Below are 16,187 nucleotides of genomic sequence, written 5' to 3'. Positions count from 1 at the left end.
TCAATAATACGACTCTTTTACCTTATCTTCTGTAGATGAGTCGTGCCCGCAGCGTGCCGGTCAGGCCGCGCAGCGCGTTGAGCAGGCGCGTATCCAGCTCGGAATCGGGGCTCGCATCGGTTTCGACGACGACATAGCCGACTTCGCCATCGGTCTGGAGATATTGCGAGACGATGTTGCAATCCTCCTTCGAGAAGATCTCGTTGATCTGTCTCATTATGCCGGGACGATTTTCATGCACATGCATGAAGCGGGTTCCCCGAGGGCGGTCGGGAAGCTGGACCGGGGGGAAATTGACCGCTCCGAGCGTGGAGCCCACATCGGAATATTCCACGAAACGCTTCGCCACCTCGACCCCGATCCGCTCCTGCGCTTCCATCGTCGAACCGCCGATATGCGGGGTGAGGATGACGTTGGGCAGGCCCTGCAGCGGAGATACGAAGCTCTCTCCGGCGCCTTTCGGCTCCTTGGGGAAGACATCCACACCCGCGCCCATCAGATGGCCGTCCTTCAATGCGCGGGCCAGGGCGTCGAGATCGACCACGGTGCCGCGCGCATTGTTGAGCAGGATCGCGTTCGGCTTCATGGCGCGGATTTCCGCCTCGCCGATCATGTCCTTCGTCTGCTCCGTCTGCGGCACATGCAGGCTCACGATATCGGATTGCGCGAGCAGGGTATGAAGGCTGTCCACGGGGGTTGCGTTGCCGTGGGGCAGCTTGTCGACCGTATCGTAATAGATCACCCGCAGGCCGAAGGCTTCCGCGAGAACGGAGAGCTGCGAGCCGATGGAGCCGTATCCCACGATTCCGAGGGTCTTGCCCCGCACTTCCCAGGAATTGACTGCCGATTTGTCCCAGCCACCCTGATGGCATTGCTCGGAGCGGGACGGGATGCGACGCAGCAGCATCACGATTTCCCCCATGACCAGTTCGGCCACGGAGCGCGTATTGCTGAAAGGAGCGTTGAAAACGGGAATGCCAGCCATACGCGCCGCGTTCAGATCCACCTGGTTCGTGCCGATACAGAAACAGCCGATGGCCATGAGCCGGTCGGCCGCCTCGATGACCGGCGCAGTGAGCTGGGTGCGGGAGCGGATCCCGACCATATGGACACCCTTGAGCGCCTCTTTCAGAGCGTCGCCCTCGAGCGCGGTCTTGACCCGCGTGACCTCATGATAGCCCTGAGCGGCCAGATGCTGGGCGGCGCTTTCATGAATGCCCTCGAGAAGAAGGATGCGAATTCGATCTTTAGGGAGGGAAAACGTCGTTTCCATAATCTGGCTCCTGTCAGCAGCGCAATTCCGAAATGGGGTGCTACCCTATTGTCCGGTCAGGGGGAAGATCCCGGTTCCGACGGGCCAGTCTCTCCACCGCCCGGGCATGAAGGCCGGGATCGCCGCAGGCGAGCACGGTGCCGTCGCTTTCGAGGGTCAGGGCCTTGCCCTGCCAGTCCGTGACGATCCCTCCCGCGCCTTCGACGACCGGGACGAGCGCCGCCCAGTCCCACGGCTTCATGGTGCATTCGGCAATCAGGTCGATCTGCCCGAGTGCGAGCAAACCATAGGCATAGGCGTCTCCGCCCCAGCTCGTGCGTCTGACATCTGTCTGGAGCTGACGGAAGGATTGCCCCCAGGGAGGGACGAGCATCTCGGGCGAAGTGCAGGAGAGCTCCGCCCTGTCGAGCGCGGGGCAGGACCGGGTGCCCACCCGCCCGGGCATGGCGGGGCTCTCGAAGCGAGTCGTCCTGCCCTTGACGCCGATCCAGCGTTCCTGCGTGAAAGGCTGGTCGATGATGCCGAGCACGGGGCGCCCGCGATGGAACAGGGCGATGAGTGTCGTGAAGCTCGGCCGCCCCGTGATGAAGGCACGCGTGCCGTCGATCGGGTCCACCACCCAGACATATTCGCTCGCGGCTATATCCGTTCCGGTACCGTCGCAGCTGGCGCCGCTCAGTCCGTATTCCTCTCCGAGAATGGCATGGTCGCCGTGGCGTCCGGCGATGAGACTGCGCAGAGCCGTCTCGGCCGCCCTGTCGGCCTGGGTGACAGGGCTTTCGTCGCTCTTGTCATCGATGGCGAGAGCGGTGCGGAAAAGGGGACGGATCGCCGCACGCGCGGCATCGGCACAGAGCAGGGCGGTCTGAAGGCAGGCTTCCGGAACGGGGAGAGACGACATGAGAAGGGTCCGTGGGCGGTTGGCGGGATCCGGTCTCCGGTCTGGAAGGGGCAGGTCACGCGACAGATTGACGCGCCCCGGGGGGTGCGGCATGTCTGAAACGCCGTCTGGCCAAGACAAGACAAGCGGACATCCAGCTCTTATCCCATGACCCCGATCATCGTCATCCCCTCGCGCCTCGCCTCCACTCGCCTGCCGGAGAAACCTCTCGCCGATATCGGAGGCCTGCCGATGGTGGTTCAGGTGGCATTGCGCGCCCGTGCCTCCGGCCTCGGCCCGGTTCTCGTCGCCGCGGCCGACGCGGCGATATGCGACGTCCTTCTCTCCCACGACATTCCCTGCGTTCTCACCGATCCTGACCTGCCCAGCGGGTCCGACCGGGTCCATGCCGCCCTGTGCGCGCACGACCCGCAGGGGCATCATGATGTGGTGATCAATCTGCAGGGCGACCTGCCCCTGATCGCGCCTGCGAGTCTCGTTTCCGCGCTGCGTCCGGTTTCCGAGGGCGGTTATGACGTGGGAACCCTGGTCGCGCCGGTCGAGACGCAGGAAGAGGCGCATCGCGACTCCGTCGTGAAGGCCGCCTGCGCGTTCGAAGCGCCCGGGAGCATCGCACGCGCTCTGTATTTCTCGCGTCGGGCCATTCCCTGGGGTGCGGGACCGCTCTGGCATCATGTCGGTGTCTATGCCTGGCGTCGCGCCGCTCTGGAGCGCTTTGTCTCCCTGCCGCAGACCGCGCTCGAAAGACGGGAATCGCTGGAGCAGCTTCGCGCGCTCGAGGCCGGAATGTCGATCGGCTGCGCCGCCATCGACGTGGCGCCGCTCGGTGTGGATACCCCCGAGGATCTCGTACGGGTCCGCGAGGCGCTTGCGGCATGAGCGGAATCATCGCCTTCCAGGGGCGGCCCGGGGCCTATTCCGACCTGGCCTGCCGGATCGCGCGTCCCGGATGGACCACGCTGCCTTGCCCGAGTTTCCAGGCCGCCATCGATGCCGTGCGCGACGGTCGCGCAGATCTGGGAATGCTGGCGTGCGAGAACTCCCTTGCCGGACGTGTGCCCGAGATCCACGCCTTGCTGCCCGAGGCCGGATTGCCGATCGTCGGTGAGCATTTCCAGCGCGTCGAGCATTGCCTCGTCGGAGTGCCGGGGACGCGTATCGAGGACATAAGACGCATCCACACGCATCCCGTGGCTCTGGGGCAGGTACGCAACCTGATCCGCGAACTCGGCGTCGAGCCCTGTTCGGCTTTCGACACGGCCGGCGCCGCGGAGCTGGTGCTCCAATGGCAGTCGCGTGAGGATGCTGCGATCGCCTCGGCGCTGGCCGCATCGCTCAACGGGCTGGCGGTACTGCGCAGGAATGTCGAGGATGCGGCGCATAACACCACGCGGTTCTATATCGTCGCGCGCGAGGCGGTCTGGCCTTCGTCCGACTCCGCGCGGGTCATCACGACTCTCGTCTTTCGTGTTCTGAATCAGCCGGGGGCGCTTTATCGGGCGCTCGGCGGATTTGCCGAGGCAGGGGTGAACATGACCCGGCTGGAAAGCTATATGAGCCCGGGAACGCTCACGGCCACGGGTTTTCTTCTGGATGTCGAGGGTCATCCCGATCAGCCCGGGCTAAGACGGGCCATGGAGGTTCTCGAGCCATGTTGCGGGAATCTCTCGGTTCTCGGCGTGTATCCCGGCAGCCCATCACGCTATCCGGAGTAAGGTGCCTGCCGGGCTTATCCATTTGACAGCGGCACCGAGAGTTCTATTTAGCACCTAGATTTTTCATGAGCGGCAGGTGGAGTGTCATGGCACGGAACAAGGAATTCAGGGGCTCTCTGACGGCTCTGGTGACCCCTTTTCGTGAGGATGGCACCGTCGATCTCGCCGCGCTCGGCCGGTTCATCGACTGGCAGATCGATCAGGGGACCGCGGGTCTCATCCCCGCTGGAACGACGGGCGAAAGCCCGACCCTGACCCATGACGAACACGCGCTGGTCGTCGCCCATACGGTGAAGGTTTCGGGGGGACGCGTTCCCGTGATGGCCGGAGCGGGGTCGAACTCGACGCATGAGGCGATCGGCATGGCCCGCCATGCGAAGGCGGTCGGCGCCGACGCGCTTCTTGTCGTCGCGCCCTATTACAACAAGCCGACCCAGGAAGGGCTGTATCAGCACTTCATGATGGTGGCCGATGCGACCGACCTGCCGCTTTATGTCTATAACGTTCCCGGGCGGTCCGTCGTCGAGGTGCTTCCCGAGACGCTGGCGCGGCTCGCCGGGCATCCGAACATCGTCGGGACGAAGGATGCGACGGCGAATCTCGTGAGACCGCTCCAGTTCCGCCAGCTTCATGACGGCCCGTTCACGCTGCTGACCGGCGATGACGGGACGGCCGTGTCCTTTCTCGCGGCGGGCGGAACCGGCTGCATCAGTGTGACCGCAAACGTGGCGCCGCGTCTGTGCGCCGACATGCACGAGGCCTGGCAGAGAGGCGATGTCGCAACCGCCATGGACATCCAGCAGCGTCTGACGCCGCTGCACGATGCGCTTTTCTGCGAGAGCAATCCCGGCCCGGTCAAATATGCTGCGTCCCGTCTGGGGCTTTGCAACGCGACCCTGCGCCTGCCGCTCTGCGAACCCTCTCCCGCCTCATGCGCTCTTATCGACGAGGCTCTGAAGAAAACCGGCCTGACAGGATAGACAGTGGCAGAAAAGAAGAAATCCGGTCTGATCTCGCACGGTATCGCAGCGCAGAACAGAAAAGGCCGGTTCAATTACAGCATTCTCGAAACCGTCGAGGCGGGCATCGTGCTGAAGGGGCCGGAAGTCAAAAGCCTCCGCATGGGTAGGGCCGCGATCAACGAGGCCTATGCCGGAGAACGGGACGGGGAAATCTGGCTCTTCAATTCCTATGTGCCGGAATATCAGGGCGGTGTGTTGTCGCGCTTCGATACGCGGGCGCCGCGCAAGCTTCTGCTTCACAAGAAGCAGATCGCACATCTGCTCGGGGCGGTGTCCCGTGCCGGTGCCTCTCTCGTTCCTCTCGACATCCATTTCAACGCACGCGGTGTCGCCAAGCTGACTCTCGGACTCGGTCAGGGACGCAAGAAGGAAGACAAGCGTCATGCGATTGCCGAGCATGACTGGCAGAGAGACAAGGCGCGACTGATGCGCAGCAAGGGAAGAGATTACTGAAACAAAAAAACCCGGCCGAGGCCGGGTTTTTCGTAACCGCGATCGCAGGGCGATCAGGCGATGTTGATATCGGCGGCTTCCGGACCCTTCTGGCCCTGAACGACCTTGACATCGACGGCCTGGCCTTCAGCGAGGCCGGTCAGACCCGAGCGCTCGAGAGCGGAGGCATGGATGAAGATGTCCTTGCCACCGTTTTCCGGCGTGATGAATCCGAAGCCCTTGGTGGCATTGTACCACTTCACGATGCCGCGCAGATCCTGGGCCTGCGAGAGATCCGGAGCGGGACGGGCCGGACGGGCACCGCCGAAACCGGGACGCGGGCTGGCACCGAAGGCGGCGCGCGGACGGGGGGCTTCCGCCGTGCTCGTGTCGACGTTCAGCACTTCAGCAACCTGCCGGCCCTTGGGGCCCTGTCCGATGCGGACATTCAGCGTGGTGCCGGGGTTGACGCTCGTGTGACCGGCGCTGGAAAGGGCGTTGGCGTGCAGGAACACGTCGCCCGATCCGTCCGACAGCTCGACGAAGCCGAAGCCCTTCTCGCTGTTGAACCATTTTACGCTGGCTCCCACTTCCGGGCCTGATGCCAGAACCTGTGGGCCGCCCGAATGGGGACGACGATTTTGCATCCCACCACGATCGCCGAAGGAGGGGGTCATGAAATCGTCATCGAATCCGCCGCGGCGCGGGGAACGTGGGCTGCGGTCGGTACGGTTGCTTCTCAACGGTCTAATCCCGAGATCTGTGCGGTGAGCCGTCTTATATCGGTCTCACCAGTGGAGTAGGTCGAAACGATGTGCACGGGCCTGCCGGCTGGAACGGTACGGGCGGTGTCCACGAGAGGTTTCGCAGGGACCCTAACACGCTTTTTTCGGACTATGCCACTGGAAAACGTGGCTCGATTACCACGATCGCAGGCTTATCGCGATTTTATGAGGCGATAGTCTTGGCGTTCCTGTCCTGCTCTGTTTTCTGTAGGGGAGAATGAGGTAAGGTAACCGCCAAATATTAGGGAAGGGGTCGGATTTGCGCCGTACTAAGTCGCGCTGGCAGGGCGCCAGACATTTCAAAAGATGTTCGCTTCCGGTTGTCGGTGCGGCGCTCGCTGGTCTGGGTGTGGCGCATGCGACGCCGAAGCAGGACCCTTACGGGACCTGGACCCTTCAGGGCGAGAACGACGCCGTCTCGACTCTCAAAGGCACCTCCGACCAGTATTATACCTCGGGCCTGCGGTTCAACTGGACGTCCGGTACCGATAACCTTCCCAAACCCTTCGCCGATCTGAACCGCTTTCTTCTGGGCGAGGGGATGCAGAGGGTGAGTCTCGGCGTGCAGCAACTGATCTTCACACCGAGAGCGACCCAGATGGATCGTCCGCCTTCGGGCGATCGTCCCTATTCGAGTCTGTTGCTGGGGACCGTCAATTTCATCAACGATACCGATCTGTCGCGCAGCGTCGCGGGAATCCAGTTCGGCGTGATGGGACCGGCGGGTCTGGGCGAGCAGCTCCAGAACGGCTTCCACGGCGCGATCGGTGACACGAAGAATCGCGGCTGGAGAACGCAGCTCCAGAACCAGCCGATCTTCCAGATCCAGGCCGGGCGGATCTGGCGTCTGCCGGTCGCTCATCTCTACGGGATCAGCGCCGACGTGTTGCCTGCCGTCTCCGGGGCGGCGGGCGATTACCGGACCTATGCCGATGTCGCCGGGACGTTCAGGATCGGCCAGGGGCTCGACAGCGATTTCGGCAATGCGACGATCGGGCCGGGGCTCGATGGCACGGACGCGTTCGCGGCGACCCGGCCTGTCGCCTGGTATGTCTATGGCGGTGTGGAGGGGCAGGCGGTTGCCTATGATGCGACGCTTCAGGGCAACGCCTTCCGCAACAACTCACCCCATGTCAGCAAGACCTGGGATGTCGGCTCCATCCATGCCGGCGTTGCGGTGATGTGGCACGGTGTCCGTCTCTCCTACAGCCAGAACTGGCAGACAGCCCAGTTCAACACGGCCAAGGCCGGTCTGTTCAATTACGGCTCGCTGAAACTCTCGGTGAAGTTCTGAACACAATCCCGTTCATGCGTCATGGCGTGAACGGGCGCTCCCCGCCCCGGAAAGCGGAAGCGTCAGGGGCTGACCAGGCATCGGGTAAGCCCGGTGCCAGGCTGTCCCGCTTCCAGCGGGTCGCCGGATAGGGGCGCGCGCTGGCCTAGAGATAATCGGGCGTCGGTATGCCGAGCAGATAGCCCTGTACTTCCTCACAGCCATGGGAATCGAGAAAGGCCATCTGCCGCTCGGTCTCGACACCCTTTGCACAGCAGGAAATGCCGAGACGGCGGGCCATCTGGATCGTCTGTCCCATGACCTCGTTGACCCGTCGGTCGTCATTGAGCCGCATCATGAAAGAGCGGTCGAACTTGATCTGATCGACCGGGAAATTCGCGAGACGCTCGAGAGAGGAATAGCCCGCGCCGAAATCGTCCAGCGCGACATGCACCCCGAGGGCGCGCAGACGCGACAATTCCTGATAGGCGAGGTCGCGCGGGCCGAAAGAGCGTTTTTCCGAAAGCTCGATCTGCAGACGCTCCGGTGCGAGTCCCGTTTCCCCGAGCAGGGCTTCCACCGTGACCGCGAGATTGCGTTTGGCCAGCCAGGTCGGCGAGATATTGACGCAGACCCTGAGCGGATGGCTCCAGCCCGATGCGGCGGTGCAGGCGGCGCGCAGGCTCCAGAGATCGATCGTCTCGATCAGCCCCGCTTCTTCGGCACAGCGGATGAAGATTTCGGGGGGGACCTGTCCGCTTTCCGGACGTTCCCAGCGCAGAAGCGCCTCGAGTGCCACGACCGTTTGCGTTCCCGGTGCGATGATGGGCATCCAGTTGAGGCTGAATTCCTGACGCTCCGGAGCCTTGGCGAGATCGCGCTCCAGACCCGAAGTGCCGATCAGGGCGGCAATGCTGGTTGTGGTCGCGCGTCGCTCATGCGCGCCGCCATGGCGCCGGACATCGGCCATGGCAGCATCCGCGGCCTGGAGAAGCGCTGCCGAATCGTCGCCATCCTCGGGATAGAACGCCCATCCGATGGAGAAGGCCGGATGAACGACATGTCCGTGAATGGGCGTCGGTCGCGTCAGGGCCGTCCGTATCGCAGCGATGAGACTGCGCGTGGTGACGAGCGACGTGGCGGGAGGAGACACCACGAGGAGGTTTCCTCCCCCGGCATAGGCCAGGAATCCGCGGGGCGGGATCATGGCCTGGACACGCCTGATCGCGGCGTCGATCACCAGGTTCGAGGTTTCCCAGCCGTGACGCAGATTCAGCGCGTTCAGATGGTCGAGATCGATCTCGATCACGGAGAAGGTCGATTTGCGGGTTTCGGTCGGTGCCGTCCCGATGAGATGCTGGATATGGGCGCCGCATTGCCCGCGATCGGGAAGGTCGGGGCGGCGTGTCTGATACCCCTGTTTGCCGAGAAGGCTCCGGGCGCATACGAGAAGACTCGGTGCCAGCTCCCGGATGGTGCTTTCGCTTACCGAAAGCGGAATGCGGGCCAGAAGGGTCAGGTCGCGATCCAGAGCGAGACCGAGATCGTATCCGGTCGGCGTCCGATCGAGATAGAGATCGTCCGATCCGGCTATGACGGATTTGATGCAGTCGACGGTGATATCCGCGATGCCCATATTCTGGTTTGCGAGCTCGACGAGTTCGTCCTCGGCGTCGAAACCACAAATGCAGATCGCGGTTGCATTCAGTAACCTGCGTGCAATCTCGACGATCGCTGTCTGTGGCTGAAGCACGGTACTCGCTGACATGACGCCTCTCATAAAGGGGGAGCTCCCGCTTATGAAAGACAATCTTTGAATGAGCAAGCATTACAAATTACGGGTTATTAACCCATAACATGGTTTATTTCAAAGGATTAAATAATTGGAGTGATTGAAAAGAATGACTTTTCTATCCTGCATGAGTCAAACGCGTCATATCGTTGCGATCGAACAGTATCAGAAGCGATTCGTCGGCGATGCGTTTTATGCGGGAATCGGGCGCTGAATCGGCTTCACTCGCGCTCTTTTCACTGCCCGTGCGTTCCGCTTCCCGATGGGCTTCGTCCACGAGCGGCATGAGATCGATCCCTTCTCCGAGCCTCAGCCCGGGATGACCGGACTGGCGGTTACCGGTCAGATCGCCTCCGCCACGCAGGCGGAAATCGCGATCGGCTATGACGAAACCGTCTTCCGTTTCACGAAGCAGGGTCAGTCGTTCCTTTCCGGCCATGCCGATCGTGTCGTCATAGAGCAGGAGACAATAGGAGGCAGCTGCGCCGCGCCCGACCCGCCCGCGCAGCTGGTGGAGCTGCGCCAGCCCGAAGCGTTCCGCATGTTCGATGACCATGACCGACGCATTGGGAATATCCACACCTACTTCGATGACCGTCGTTGCAACGAGAAGTTGTGTCGCCCCGGATCTGAAGCCATCGATCTGTCGCTCACGCTCGGCGATATCCTGACGACCATGGGCAAGGCCGATCGCACAGGGGAAACGCTCTGCAAGCGCGGCCCGGCGCGCTTCCGCGGCTGCGATATCGAGCGTTTCGCTCTCCTCGATCAGCGGACAGACCCAGAAAACCTGTGCGCCGGAGCGGATCACGCGCCGGATGCCATCGAGAACAGTGTCGAGACCGGAAAGCGGATGCAGGGAAGTCCGGACGGGTTTGCGACCGGGTGGCTTTTCGTCGAGCCGGCTCACCGAAAGGTCCCCCCACTGGGTCAGGAGCAACGTGCGGGGAATGGGGGTTGCGGTCATGACCAGAATGTCGGTCCGCTCGCCTTTGGCTCCCAGCATCGCGCGCTGCCGCACACCGAAGCGATGCTGCTCGTCGATGACCGCCAGGGCGAGATCGTGAAAGGCGACCTTTTCCTGGAAGAGGGCATGGGTGCCGATCACCAGCTTCGCCTCCCCCCCGGCGATTGCGGCCAGTGCCTGTTTGCGTGCCTTGCCCTTCACGCTGCCGGAGAGATAGACGCAAGGCACGGGTGCCAGACGCGCCACGGTCGCGAAATGCTGGCTTGCGAGGATCTCGGTCGGCGCCATCATCGCCGCCTGGGCGCCGCTTTCCACCGCGCGCAGCATGGCCAGCAGGGCGACGAGGGTCTTGCCTGCGCCGACATCGCCCTGGAGCAGGCGCATCATGGGGGTGGGAGCGGCAAGATCGGCGTCGATTTCTGCGATCGCCCGTTTCTGGGCGCCGGTGAGCCGATGTCCGAAACGCGCGAGAGCTTCTTCCCTGAGGGTGCCGTCACCCGAGAGACTGCGCCCGGGGCGCGAGCGGGCATGACGCCGACCGCGCGCGAGCGATATCTGGTCTGCCAGACATTCGTCGAAAGCGAGACGTTCGCGCGCCTTGTAGATCCGGCGGGACCAGGTCTCCCGGCTTGTCTCTTCCTTTTTCTCGCCCTCGCCCTCTCCCTCTCGGGATGCCGGTCTGTGCAGGCATTCGAGAGCGTCGCCGAAAGAGGGCCATGACCTGCGCCGGAGCAGGGAAGGGGCGATCCATTCCGGTGGGGAGGAGAGCCGGTCGAGTGCCTTGTGCATTGCGCGTCGCATGACGGACGGGAACAGCCCGGCAGTGAGCGGCCATACGGGATCGATCTTCGGTATCGTCCCCCGACGTGCCCAGGAGACGAGATAATCCGGATGCGGCATGGTGAGCGTCGAACCGTAGCGCTCGAATTTGCCCGATACCGCCAGAACGTCCCCGACGGCGATGCCCCGGAGGAACGCCTGATGGAAGAAGAGCAGCTCGACGTCATCCGTGTCGTCGGATGCGCGGATGCGAAAGGGGTGTCTCGGCCGGGTCGGATGAAGGATGGCGGAGACACGGACGCGGGTCGTCAGAATGGCGCCCGGGTCCAGGCGCGCCCGTGCCTCTCTCAGGCTCAGCACCGCGCTGCGATCGATATGGGCCGAAGGAAGGACGAAAAGCAGATCGATGATACGCGGGCCGTTCGCCACTTTTCTGAGCAGACCGGCATAACGGGGGCCGATTCCGGGAAGGCTCGCGATCGGCGCCGTCACGGGCGTCAGGCTCCGCATGGCGATCGTTTCCGGTTCCGTTTCCGGGGGGAGCGCCTGTATGGAATCGGGGAGGGTGGGGTGTTTCACGAGGGCTTGAGGCTCATCCTTGAGGGATTGATGGGCTGACAGCGGGAAAGCCTCACGCTATAGGACGAAACCGTCATGGAACAAAACGAAACCATTGCCTGGCAGTCTGACTGCGACATGGCGCGCGTGCTCCGGATTTCTGAATGACCGATACCGTGAATTGGCCCATCATCTGGGGTGTGCCGGAAGCTTATACCGCGTTTCTTCTTCGCCGCCGTCTGGGAGAGCACGAAGGCGCGCTCATCCATGTCGCGCGTGACGATGCCGCGGTGGCTGCCCTTGCCGACATGCTGTCCTATGTCGAGCCCGAGGTGACGATCCTGCGCTTTCCTGCCTGGGACTGTCTGCCTTACGACCGCGTTTCCCCCAATCCGGCCATCACCGCCGAGCGCGCGGCGACCCTGACCCGTTTGCTCGAGAGCGGAAAGCGGGGCCGGTATATCGTCCTGACCACCGTCCATGCACTCGTCCAGCGCGTGCCGCCCCGGTCCGCCTTCCAAAACCAGTCGCTGTCCATCCGCAAGGGAGAATCCCTCGATCAGGCGATGCTGATCGAGTTGCTGGTCGCGAGCGGCTATACCCGCACCGATACGGTCATGGAGGCCGGGGAGTTCGCAACACGCGGCGGCATTTTCGATCTCTTTCCCGCTGGCGAGAACGAGCCCGTTCGTCTCGATCTCTTCGGGGACGATGTGGATAATATCCGCCGCTTCGATGTCGCGAGCCAGCGCTCCACCGAAGCGCTTCCCGCTTTCGAACTGCGTCCGGTGTCGGAATACGCGCTTTCTCCCGAGGCGATCAGTCGCTTCCGCTCGGCGTGGCGCGATCTCTTCGGTCCGTCCTCGGCCTCGGACGTTCTCTATCAGAACGTATCGGACGGGCGCCGCTTTCCCGGGCTCGAGCATTATATCCCGCTCTTCCATGAGGAGATGGAGACGCTCGTCGATTATGTGCCCGACGCCTCCGTGAGCATGGATCATCAGGTTCCGGACATTCTCAAGGCGCGTCTCGAGATGATCGGCGATCACTACGAGGCGAGAAAGGCCCCCGCGCGCGAGGGCGAGGCCATCTATCGTGCCCTGCCGTCTCATCTTCTCTACCTCAACCGGACGGGGTGGGACGCGATGCTGACGCGCGTTCCCTGCGTCATGCTCAATCCCTTTGCCAAGGCGGATCTGGCGCAGGGGATCGACGCAGGCGGGCGGCCCGGCCCGCTTTTCGTCAGGGGCAAGGACGGCACGCGGGAAGGGGCCTTCACCGCGTTTGCCGAGCAGCTTTCCGCCTGGGCCAGGTCGGGGCGGCGCTGTTACGTCACGGCCTGGACGAAAGGATCGCGCGAGCGAATCGCAGCGCTTCTTCGAGAGCATCGCTTCGAGGTCGAGCTGCATGACAGCTGGGCTTCGGCGGCGGGGCTCGCGCCCGGGGTGGTCGGGCTGATCCTGCTCGGGCTGGAGCGGGGATTTGTGGCCGAGCGTCTGGCGTTCGTCTCGGAGCAGGATCTCCTGGGCGAACGGATCGCCCGTCCGCCGCGGCGCAGACGCCGGGCCGAGCAGTTCATCACGGAGGCCTCCGAAATCGCCGAAGGCGATCTGGTCGTGCATGCCGATTACGGAATCGGGCGTTACGAGGGGCTCGAAACCGTCAGCGACGGCGTGGCACCGCATGATTGTCTGCGTCTGCTCTATGACGGCGCGCAGAAGCTCTTCCTGCCTGTGGAGAATATCGAGCTTCTGAGCCGTTTCGGCTCCGAGCAGGGGGGTGTTGCGCTCGACAAGCTCGGCGGTCAGGCCTGGCAGGTGCGCAAGGCCAGGATGAAGGAGCGGATCCGCGACATGGCGGGTGAGCTCATCCGCACGGCGGCAAGCCGCGCGATGAAGGAAGCCCCTGCGCTGATGCCCGCTGAAGGGATGTGGGACGAATTCTGCGCCCGTTTTCCCTTCGTCGAGACCGACGATCAGTCACGCGCCATTGCCGATGTGCTCGAGGATCTCACCTGCGGACGGCCCATGGATCGCCTCGTCTGCGGCGATGTCGGCTTCGGCAAGACGGAGGTAGCGTTGCGCGCCGCTTTCGTGGCCGCGCTTTCCGGCGTTCAGGTCGCTGTGGTGGTGCCGACGACTCTCCTCGCGCGACAGCATTTCCGCAGCTTCTCCACGCGGTTCGAAGGGTTTCCGGTCCGGATCGCGCAGCTTTCACGCCTTGTGACGGCCAAGGAGGCGGCCGAGACGCGACGCGGGCTGGAAGAGGGGACGATCGACGTCGTCGTCGGGACCCATGCGCTGATCGCCAAATCGGTCGGCTTCGCCAATCTGGGACTGCTCATCATCGATGAGGAGCAGCATTTCGGCGTGGGGCACAAGGAGCGTCTCAAGACGCTGCGCGAGGATGTGCATGTCCTTACGCTGTCTGCAACGCCTCTGCCGCGTACCTTGCAGCTCTCCCTGACCGGCGTGCGGGAAATGAGCCTGATTGCGACTCCCCCTACGGACCGGCTCGCGGTGCGCACCTTCATCACGCCGTTCGACAGCGTGATGATCCGCGAGGCGATCCAGCGCGAGCGCTTTCGGGGCGGGCAGGTCTTCTGTGTGGTCCCGCGTATCGAGGATATGGATCGCATGGCGGAGCGGTTGCGCGACATCGTGCCCGATGCCCGCACGGTGCAGGCACATGGCCGTCTCACCCCGTCGGAACTCGAGCGGGTCATGACCGAGTTTTCCGACGGCCGGTACGACATTCTCCTCTCCACCAATATCGTCGAGAGCGGCCTCGACATGCCGGCGGTCAATACGCTGATCATCCATCGGGCCGACATGTTCGGCCTCGGGCAGCTCTATCAGCTGCGTGGCCGGGTGGGCCGCGGCAAGCAGCGCGGCTATGCCTATCTCACCTGGCCGCAGAGTCATCGTCTCTCTCCGGCTTCCGAGAAACGGCTCGAGATCATGCAGACGCTCGATACGCTGGGAGCGGGCTTCACGCTGGCGTCCCACGATCTCGATCTGCGCGGGGCGGGAAATCTGCTGGGCGACGAACAATCGGGCCATATAAAGGAAGTCGGAATCGAGCTCTATCAGCAGATGCTCGAGGACGCCGTGACCACGATGCGTCTGCAGAAGGATCAGAAGCGACAGGAGGACAAGGACTGGACCCCGAACATCATCCTCGGTCTCCCCGTTCTGATTCCCGAAACCTATGTCCGCGATCTTCCGGTGCGTCTGGGCTTGTACAGACGCATTGCAGGGCTCGAGAACGAAGCCGAGCTGGAGGCCATGCGTGCCGAACTCGTCGACCGCTTCGGCACGCTGCCTCAGGAAGTGGAAAACCTGCTCGACGTGGTGGTGATCAAGCGCCTGTGCAGCGCGGCCGGGGTGGACAGGCTCGAGGCTGGCCCCAAGGGGATGGTCATCCAGTTCCGCAACCGGAAGTTCCGCAATCCCATGGGGTTGCTGAAATGGGTCGAGCGACACAAGGATCAGGGGATCAAGCTGCGCCCCGATCACAAACTCGCCGTCCAGCGCGAGATGACGAATGCCCAGCGTATCTCGATGGCCCGCAAGGTCATGACGGCGCTCAGGAAACTCGCCGACAAGGCCGAAGCCTGAGGCGTTCGTCGCGCCTCCCGTCCCGGCGCACATCACGAAACGCGATCATGCGTGTCGCTTGTGCGCCGTCTTCCCGCGCTCAGTTGATCGATAGCGGGATCGGGAAGGAATTGACCTTGAGCTGCCCGTTTTCGAGCGCGAAATCCCAGGCGACGCGATTGCCGTCCCGGTGCCCCATGAACTGGGCGACGGAAAGAGCGGTCGTCGTTCCCGCAGGGACATAGGGTTTGATCGTGGCGAGAAGATCGCTCAGATCGGTGATCGTGACATTCAGCGTGCCCCGCGTGGTCGCGATATCGTGCCCGGGCGTGACGGCTCCCTTGCCGCTCAGGCTGCCTTTCGTCCAGAAGGCGTCGAGGCGGGAGATCGTGATTTCCCCGGGCCCGGGCGTAGGGGTGGAAAGGCTCCGTTCGGGCACGATGAGCCGCGTGCTCACACGACCGGGCAGAGCGGAACCGCCCGGCGCCGTGAGGCCGGACGTATCGGCCGCAATCGCAACCGTGCCGGGGGTGGGGCCAGCGCGCAGGGTTACGACCAGCCGATCGGCTTTGTAGCGCGCCGATCCGTCATCTATCCCGATCGACGACCAGGTCAGTTCCGCCACGGCGCCTTTGTGAAGGGCATCGCGCAGGGCTTTCATGGACGGGCCGGTCTCGACCGCACGGCACGGGGCCGGGGTCGATCCATGGACCATCGAGAGCAGGCCGAGAGAGACCAGGGTGTTGGCGTCCCGCAGGGACGGAAGGGTCAGAGTGCCGTTTCTGTCCCTGACCGACACGGTTCCCACCTGAAGATGCGTGGCCGTGCCGACGAGTGTGGCCTTGTAGCCGGTCGCGGCGAAGGCAGCCCTGTTCAGGGTGCGTTGCGCCGATTCCGAGGCGAGGCAGGCGGCCGGTACGGTTTCCCCGCGAGCCGGGAGAGACGAGACCCCGAGGAGGAGGATGGCGAGGAACGGAGCGGCATTGCGTTTCATGGCCGCGAGGATGAAGCGTGCGCCCGGGCGAGGCAACCGGATTTTGCGCGCGGTCTGGGAGGTCCGGACGCCACGCGGTAAGAGAGACGGATCGGG

General features: G+C 63.6%; 12 protein-coding genes. 6 read left to right on the top strand and 6 right to left on the bottom strand.

Annotation, left to right across the window (positions count from 1 at the left end):
- Positions 1-22: 22 nt before the first annotated feature.
- Positions 23-1,273 carry a phosphoglycerate dehydrogenase gene (serA, locus tag SSA02_RS06415; protein WP_147093214.1) on the bottom strand — a complete coding sequence of 417 codons (1,251 nt, stop codon included), beginning with the start codon at positions 1,271-1,273 and terminating at the stop codon, positions 23-25.
- 40 nt (positions 1,274-1,313) lie between these two features.
- On the bottom strand, positions 1,314-2,174 hold the full coding sequence (locus SSA02_RS06410) for an inositol monophosphatase family protein (protein WP_147093213.1): 861 nt from the start codon (positions 2,172-2,174) through the stop codon (positions 1,314-1,316).
- 147 nt (positions 2,175-2,321) lie between these two features.
- Between SSA02_RS06410 and SSA02_RS06405 the strand changes: the two genes are divergently transcribed.
- From SSA02_RS06405 to smpB, 4 genes are all read left to right on the top strand, one after another.
- Positions 2,322-3,053 (top strand): 3-deoxy-manno-octulosonate cytidylyltransferase, encoded by a 732-nt coding sequence (locus SSA02_RS06405; protein WP_147093212.1) that lies wholly within the window; start codon positions 2,322-2,324, stop codon positions 3,051-3,053.
- Positions 3,050-3,889: a prephenate dehydratase gene (locus SSA02_RS06400; RefSeq protein WP_147093211.1), complete on the top strand. Its 840-nt coding sequence runs from the start codon at positions 3,050-3,052 to the stop codon at positions 3,887-3,889. Before SSA02_RS06405 ends, SSA02_RS06400 begins: the two co-directional genes overlap by 4 nt.
- A 65-nt stretch (positions 3,890-3,954) precedes the next feature.
- Positions 3,955-4,869 (top strand): 4-hydroxy-tetrahydrodipicolinate synthase, encoded by a 915-nt coding sequence (gene dapA / locus SSA02_RS06395; RefSeq protein ID WP_246103669.1) that lies wholly within the window; start codon positions 3,955-3,957, stop codon positions 4,867-4,869.
- A gap of 3 nt (positions 4,870-4,872) precedes the next feature.
- Positions 4,873-5,364, top strand: a complete 492-nt coding sequence (smpB, locus tag SSA02_RS06390) for an SsrA-binding protein SmpB (RefSeq protein WP_147093210.1) — start codon at positions 4,873-4,875, stop codon at positions 5,362-5,364.
- A gap of 53 nt (positions 5,365-5,417) precedes the next feature.
- On the opposite strand, the gene SSA02_RS12995 is transcribed toward smpB, so the two are convergent.
- Positions 5,418-6,086: a cold-shock protein gene (locus SSA02_RS12995; protein ID WP_281287514.1), complete on the bottom strand. Its 669-nt coding sequence runs from the start codon at positions 6,084-6,086 to the stop codon at positions 5,418-5,420.
- Positions 6,087-6,471: 385 nt separating this feature from the next.
- On the opposite strand from SSA02_RS12995, the gene SSA02_RS06380 reads away from it, so the two are divergent.
- On the top strand, positions 6,472-7,422 hold the full coding sequence (locus SSA02_RS06380) for a lipid A deacylase LpxR family protein (protein WP_246103697.1): 951 nt from the start codon (positions 6,472-6,474) through the stop codon (positions 7,420-7,422).
- Positions 7,423-7,567: 145 nt separating this feature from the next.
- On the opposite strand, the gene SSA02_RS06375 is transcribed toward SSA02_RS06380, so the two are convergent.
- Complete coding sequence (locus SSA02_RS06375) at positions 7,568-9,169, bottom strand: bifunctional diguanylate cyclase/phosphodiesterase (protein ID WP_186807699.1); 1,602 nt, start codon at positions 9,167-9,169, stop codon at positions 7,568-7,570.
- 142 nt (positions 9,170-9,311) lie between these two features.
- On the bottom strand, positions 9,312-11,450 hold the full coding sequence (gene recG, locus SSA02_RS06370) for an ATP-dependent DNA helicase RecG (protein WP_147093399.1): 2,139 nt from the start codon (positions 11,448-11,450) through the stop codon (positions 9,312-9,314).
- 212 nt (positions 11,451-11,662) lie between these two features.
- On the opposite strand from recG, the gene mfd reads away from it, so the two are divergent.
- Positions 11,663-15,118 carry a transcription-repair coupling factor gene (gene mfd / locus SSA02_RS06365; RefSeq protein ID WP_147093207.1) on the top strand — a complete coding sequence of 1,152 codons (3,456 nt, stop codon included), beginning with the start codon at positions 11,663-11,665 and terminating at the stop codon, positions 15,116-15,118.
- 79 nt (positions 15,119-15,197) lie between these two features.
- Here mfd and SSA02_RS06360 read toward each other — a convergent pair whose 3' ends face one another.
- Positions 15,198-16,127, bottom strand: coding sequence for a hypothetical protein (locus tag SSA02_RS06360; protein ID WP_147093206.1), 930 nt, complete (start codon positions 16,125-16,127; stop codon positions 15,198-15,200).
- Between the last annotated feature and the right edge of the window lie 60 nt (positions 16,128-16,187).

This window comes from Swaminathania salitolerans (genome assembly GCF_007988945.1).
Taxonomy (GTDB): domain Bacteria; phylum Pseudomonadota; class Alphaproteobacteria; order Acetobacterales; family Acetobacteraceae; genus Swaminathania; species Swaminathania salitolerans.
Note: the sequence above shows the minus strand (reverse complement) of the source record. Positions and strands in the feature narration are given on the sequence as shown.

Excerpts from the sequence above, each read along its gene's own strand:
- recG (WP_147093399.1), bottom strand. The coding sequence starts at position 11,450 with ATGCGGAGCCTGACGCCCGTGACGGCGCCGATCGCGAGCCTTCCCGGA.
- SSA02_RS06405 (WP_147093212.1), top strand. The coding sequence starts at position 2,322 with ATGACCCCGATCATCGTCATCCCCTCGCGCCTCGCCTCCACTCGCCTG.
- mfd (WP_147093207.1), top strand. The coding sequence starts at position 11,663 with ATGACCGATACCGTGAATTGGCCCATCATCTGGGGTGTGCCGGAAGCT.
- SSA02_RS06375 (WP_186807699.1), bottom strand. The coding sequence starts at position 9,169 with ATGTCAGCGAGTACCGTGCTTCAGCCACAGACAGCGATCGTCGAGATT.
- serA (WP_147093214.1), bottom strand. The coding sequence starts at position 1,273 with ATGGAAACGACGTTTTCCCTCCCTAAAGATCGAATTCGCATCCTTCTT.
- dapA (WP_246103669.1), top strand. The coding sequence starts at position 3,955 with ATGAGCGGCAGGTGGAGTGTCATGGCACGGAACAAGGAATTCAGGGGC.
- SSA02_RS06410 (WP_147093213.1), bottom strand. The coding sequence starts at position 2,174 with ATGTCGTCTCTCCCCGTTCCGGAAGCCTGCCTTCAGACCGCCCTGCTC.
- SSA02_RS06400 (WP_147093211.1), top strand. The coding sequence starts at position 3,050 with ATGAGCGGAATCATCGCCTTCCAGGGGCGGCCCGGGGCCTATTCCGAC.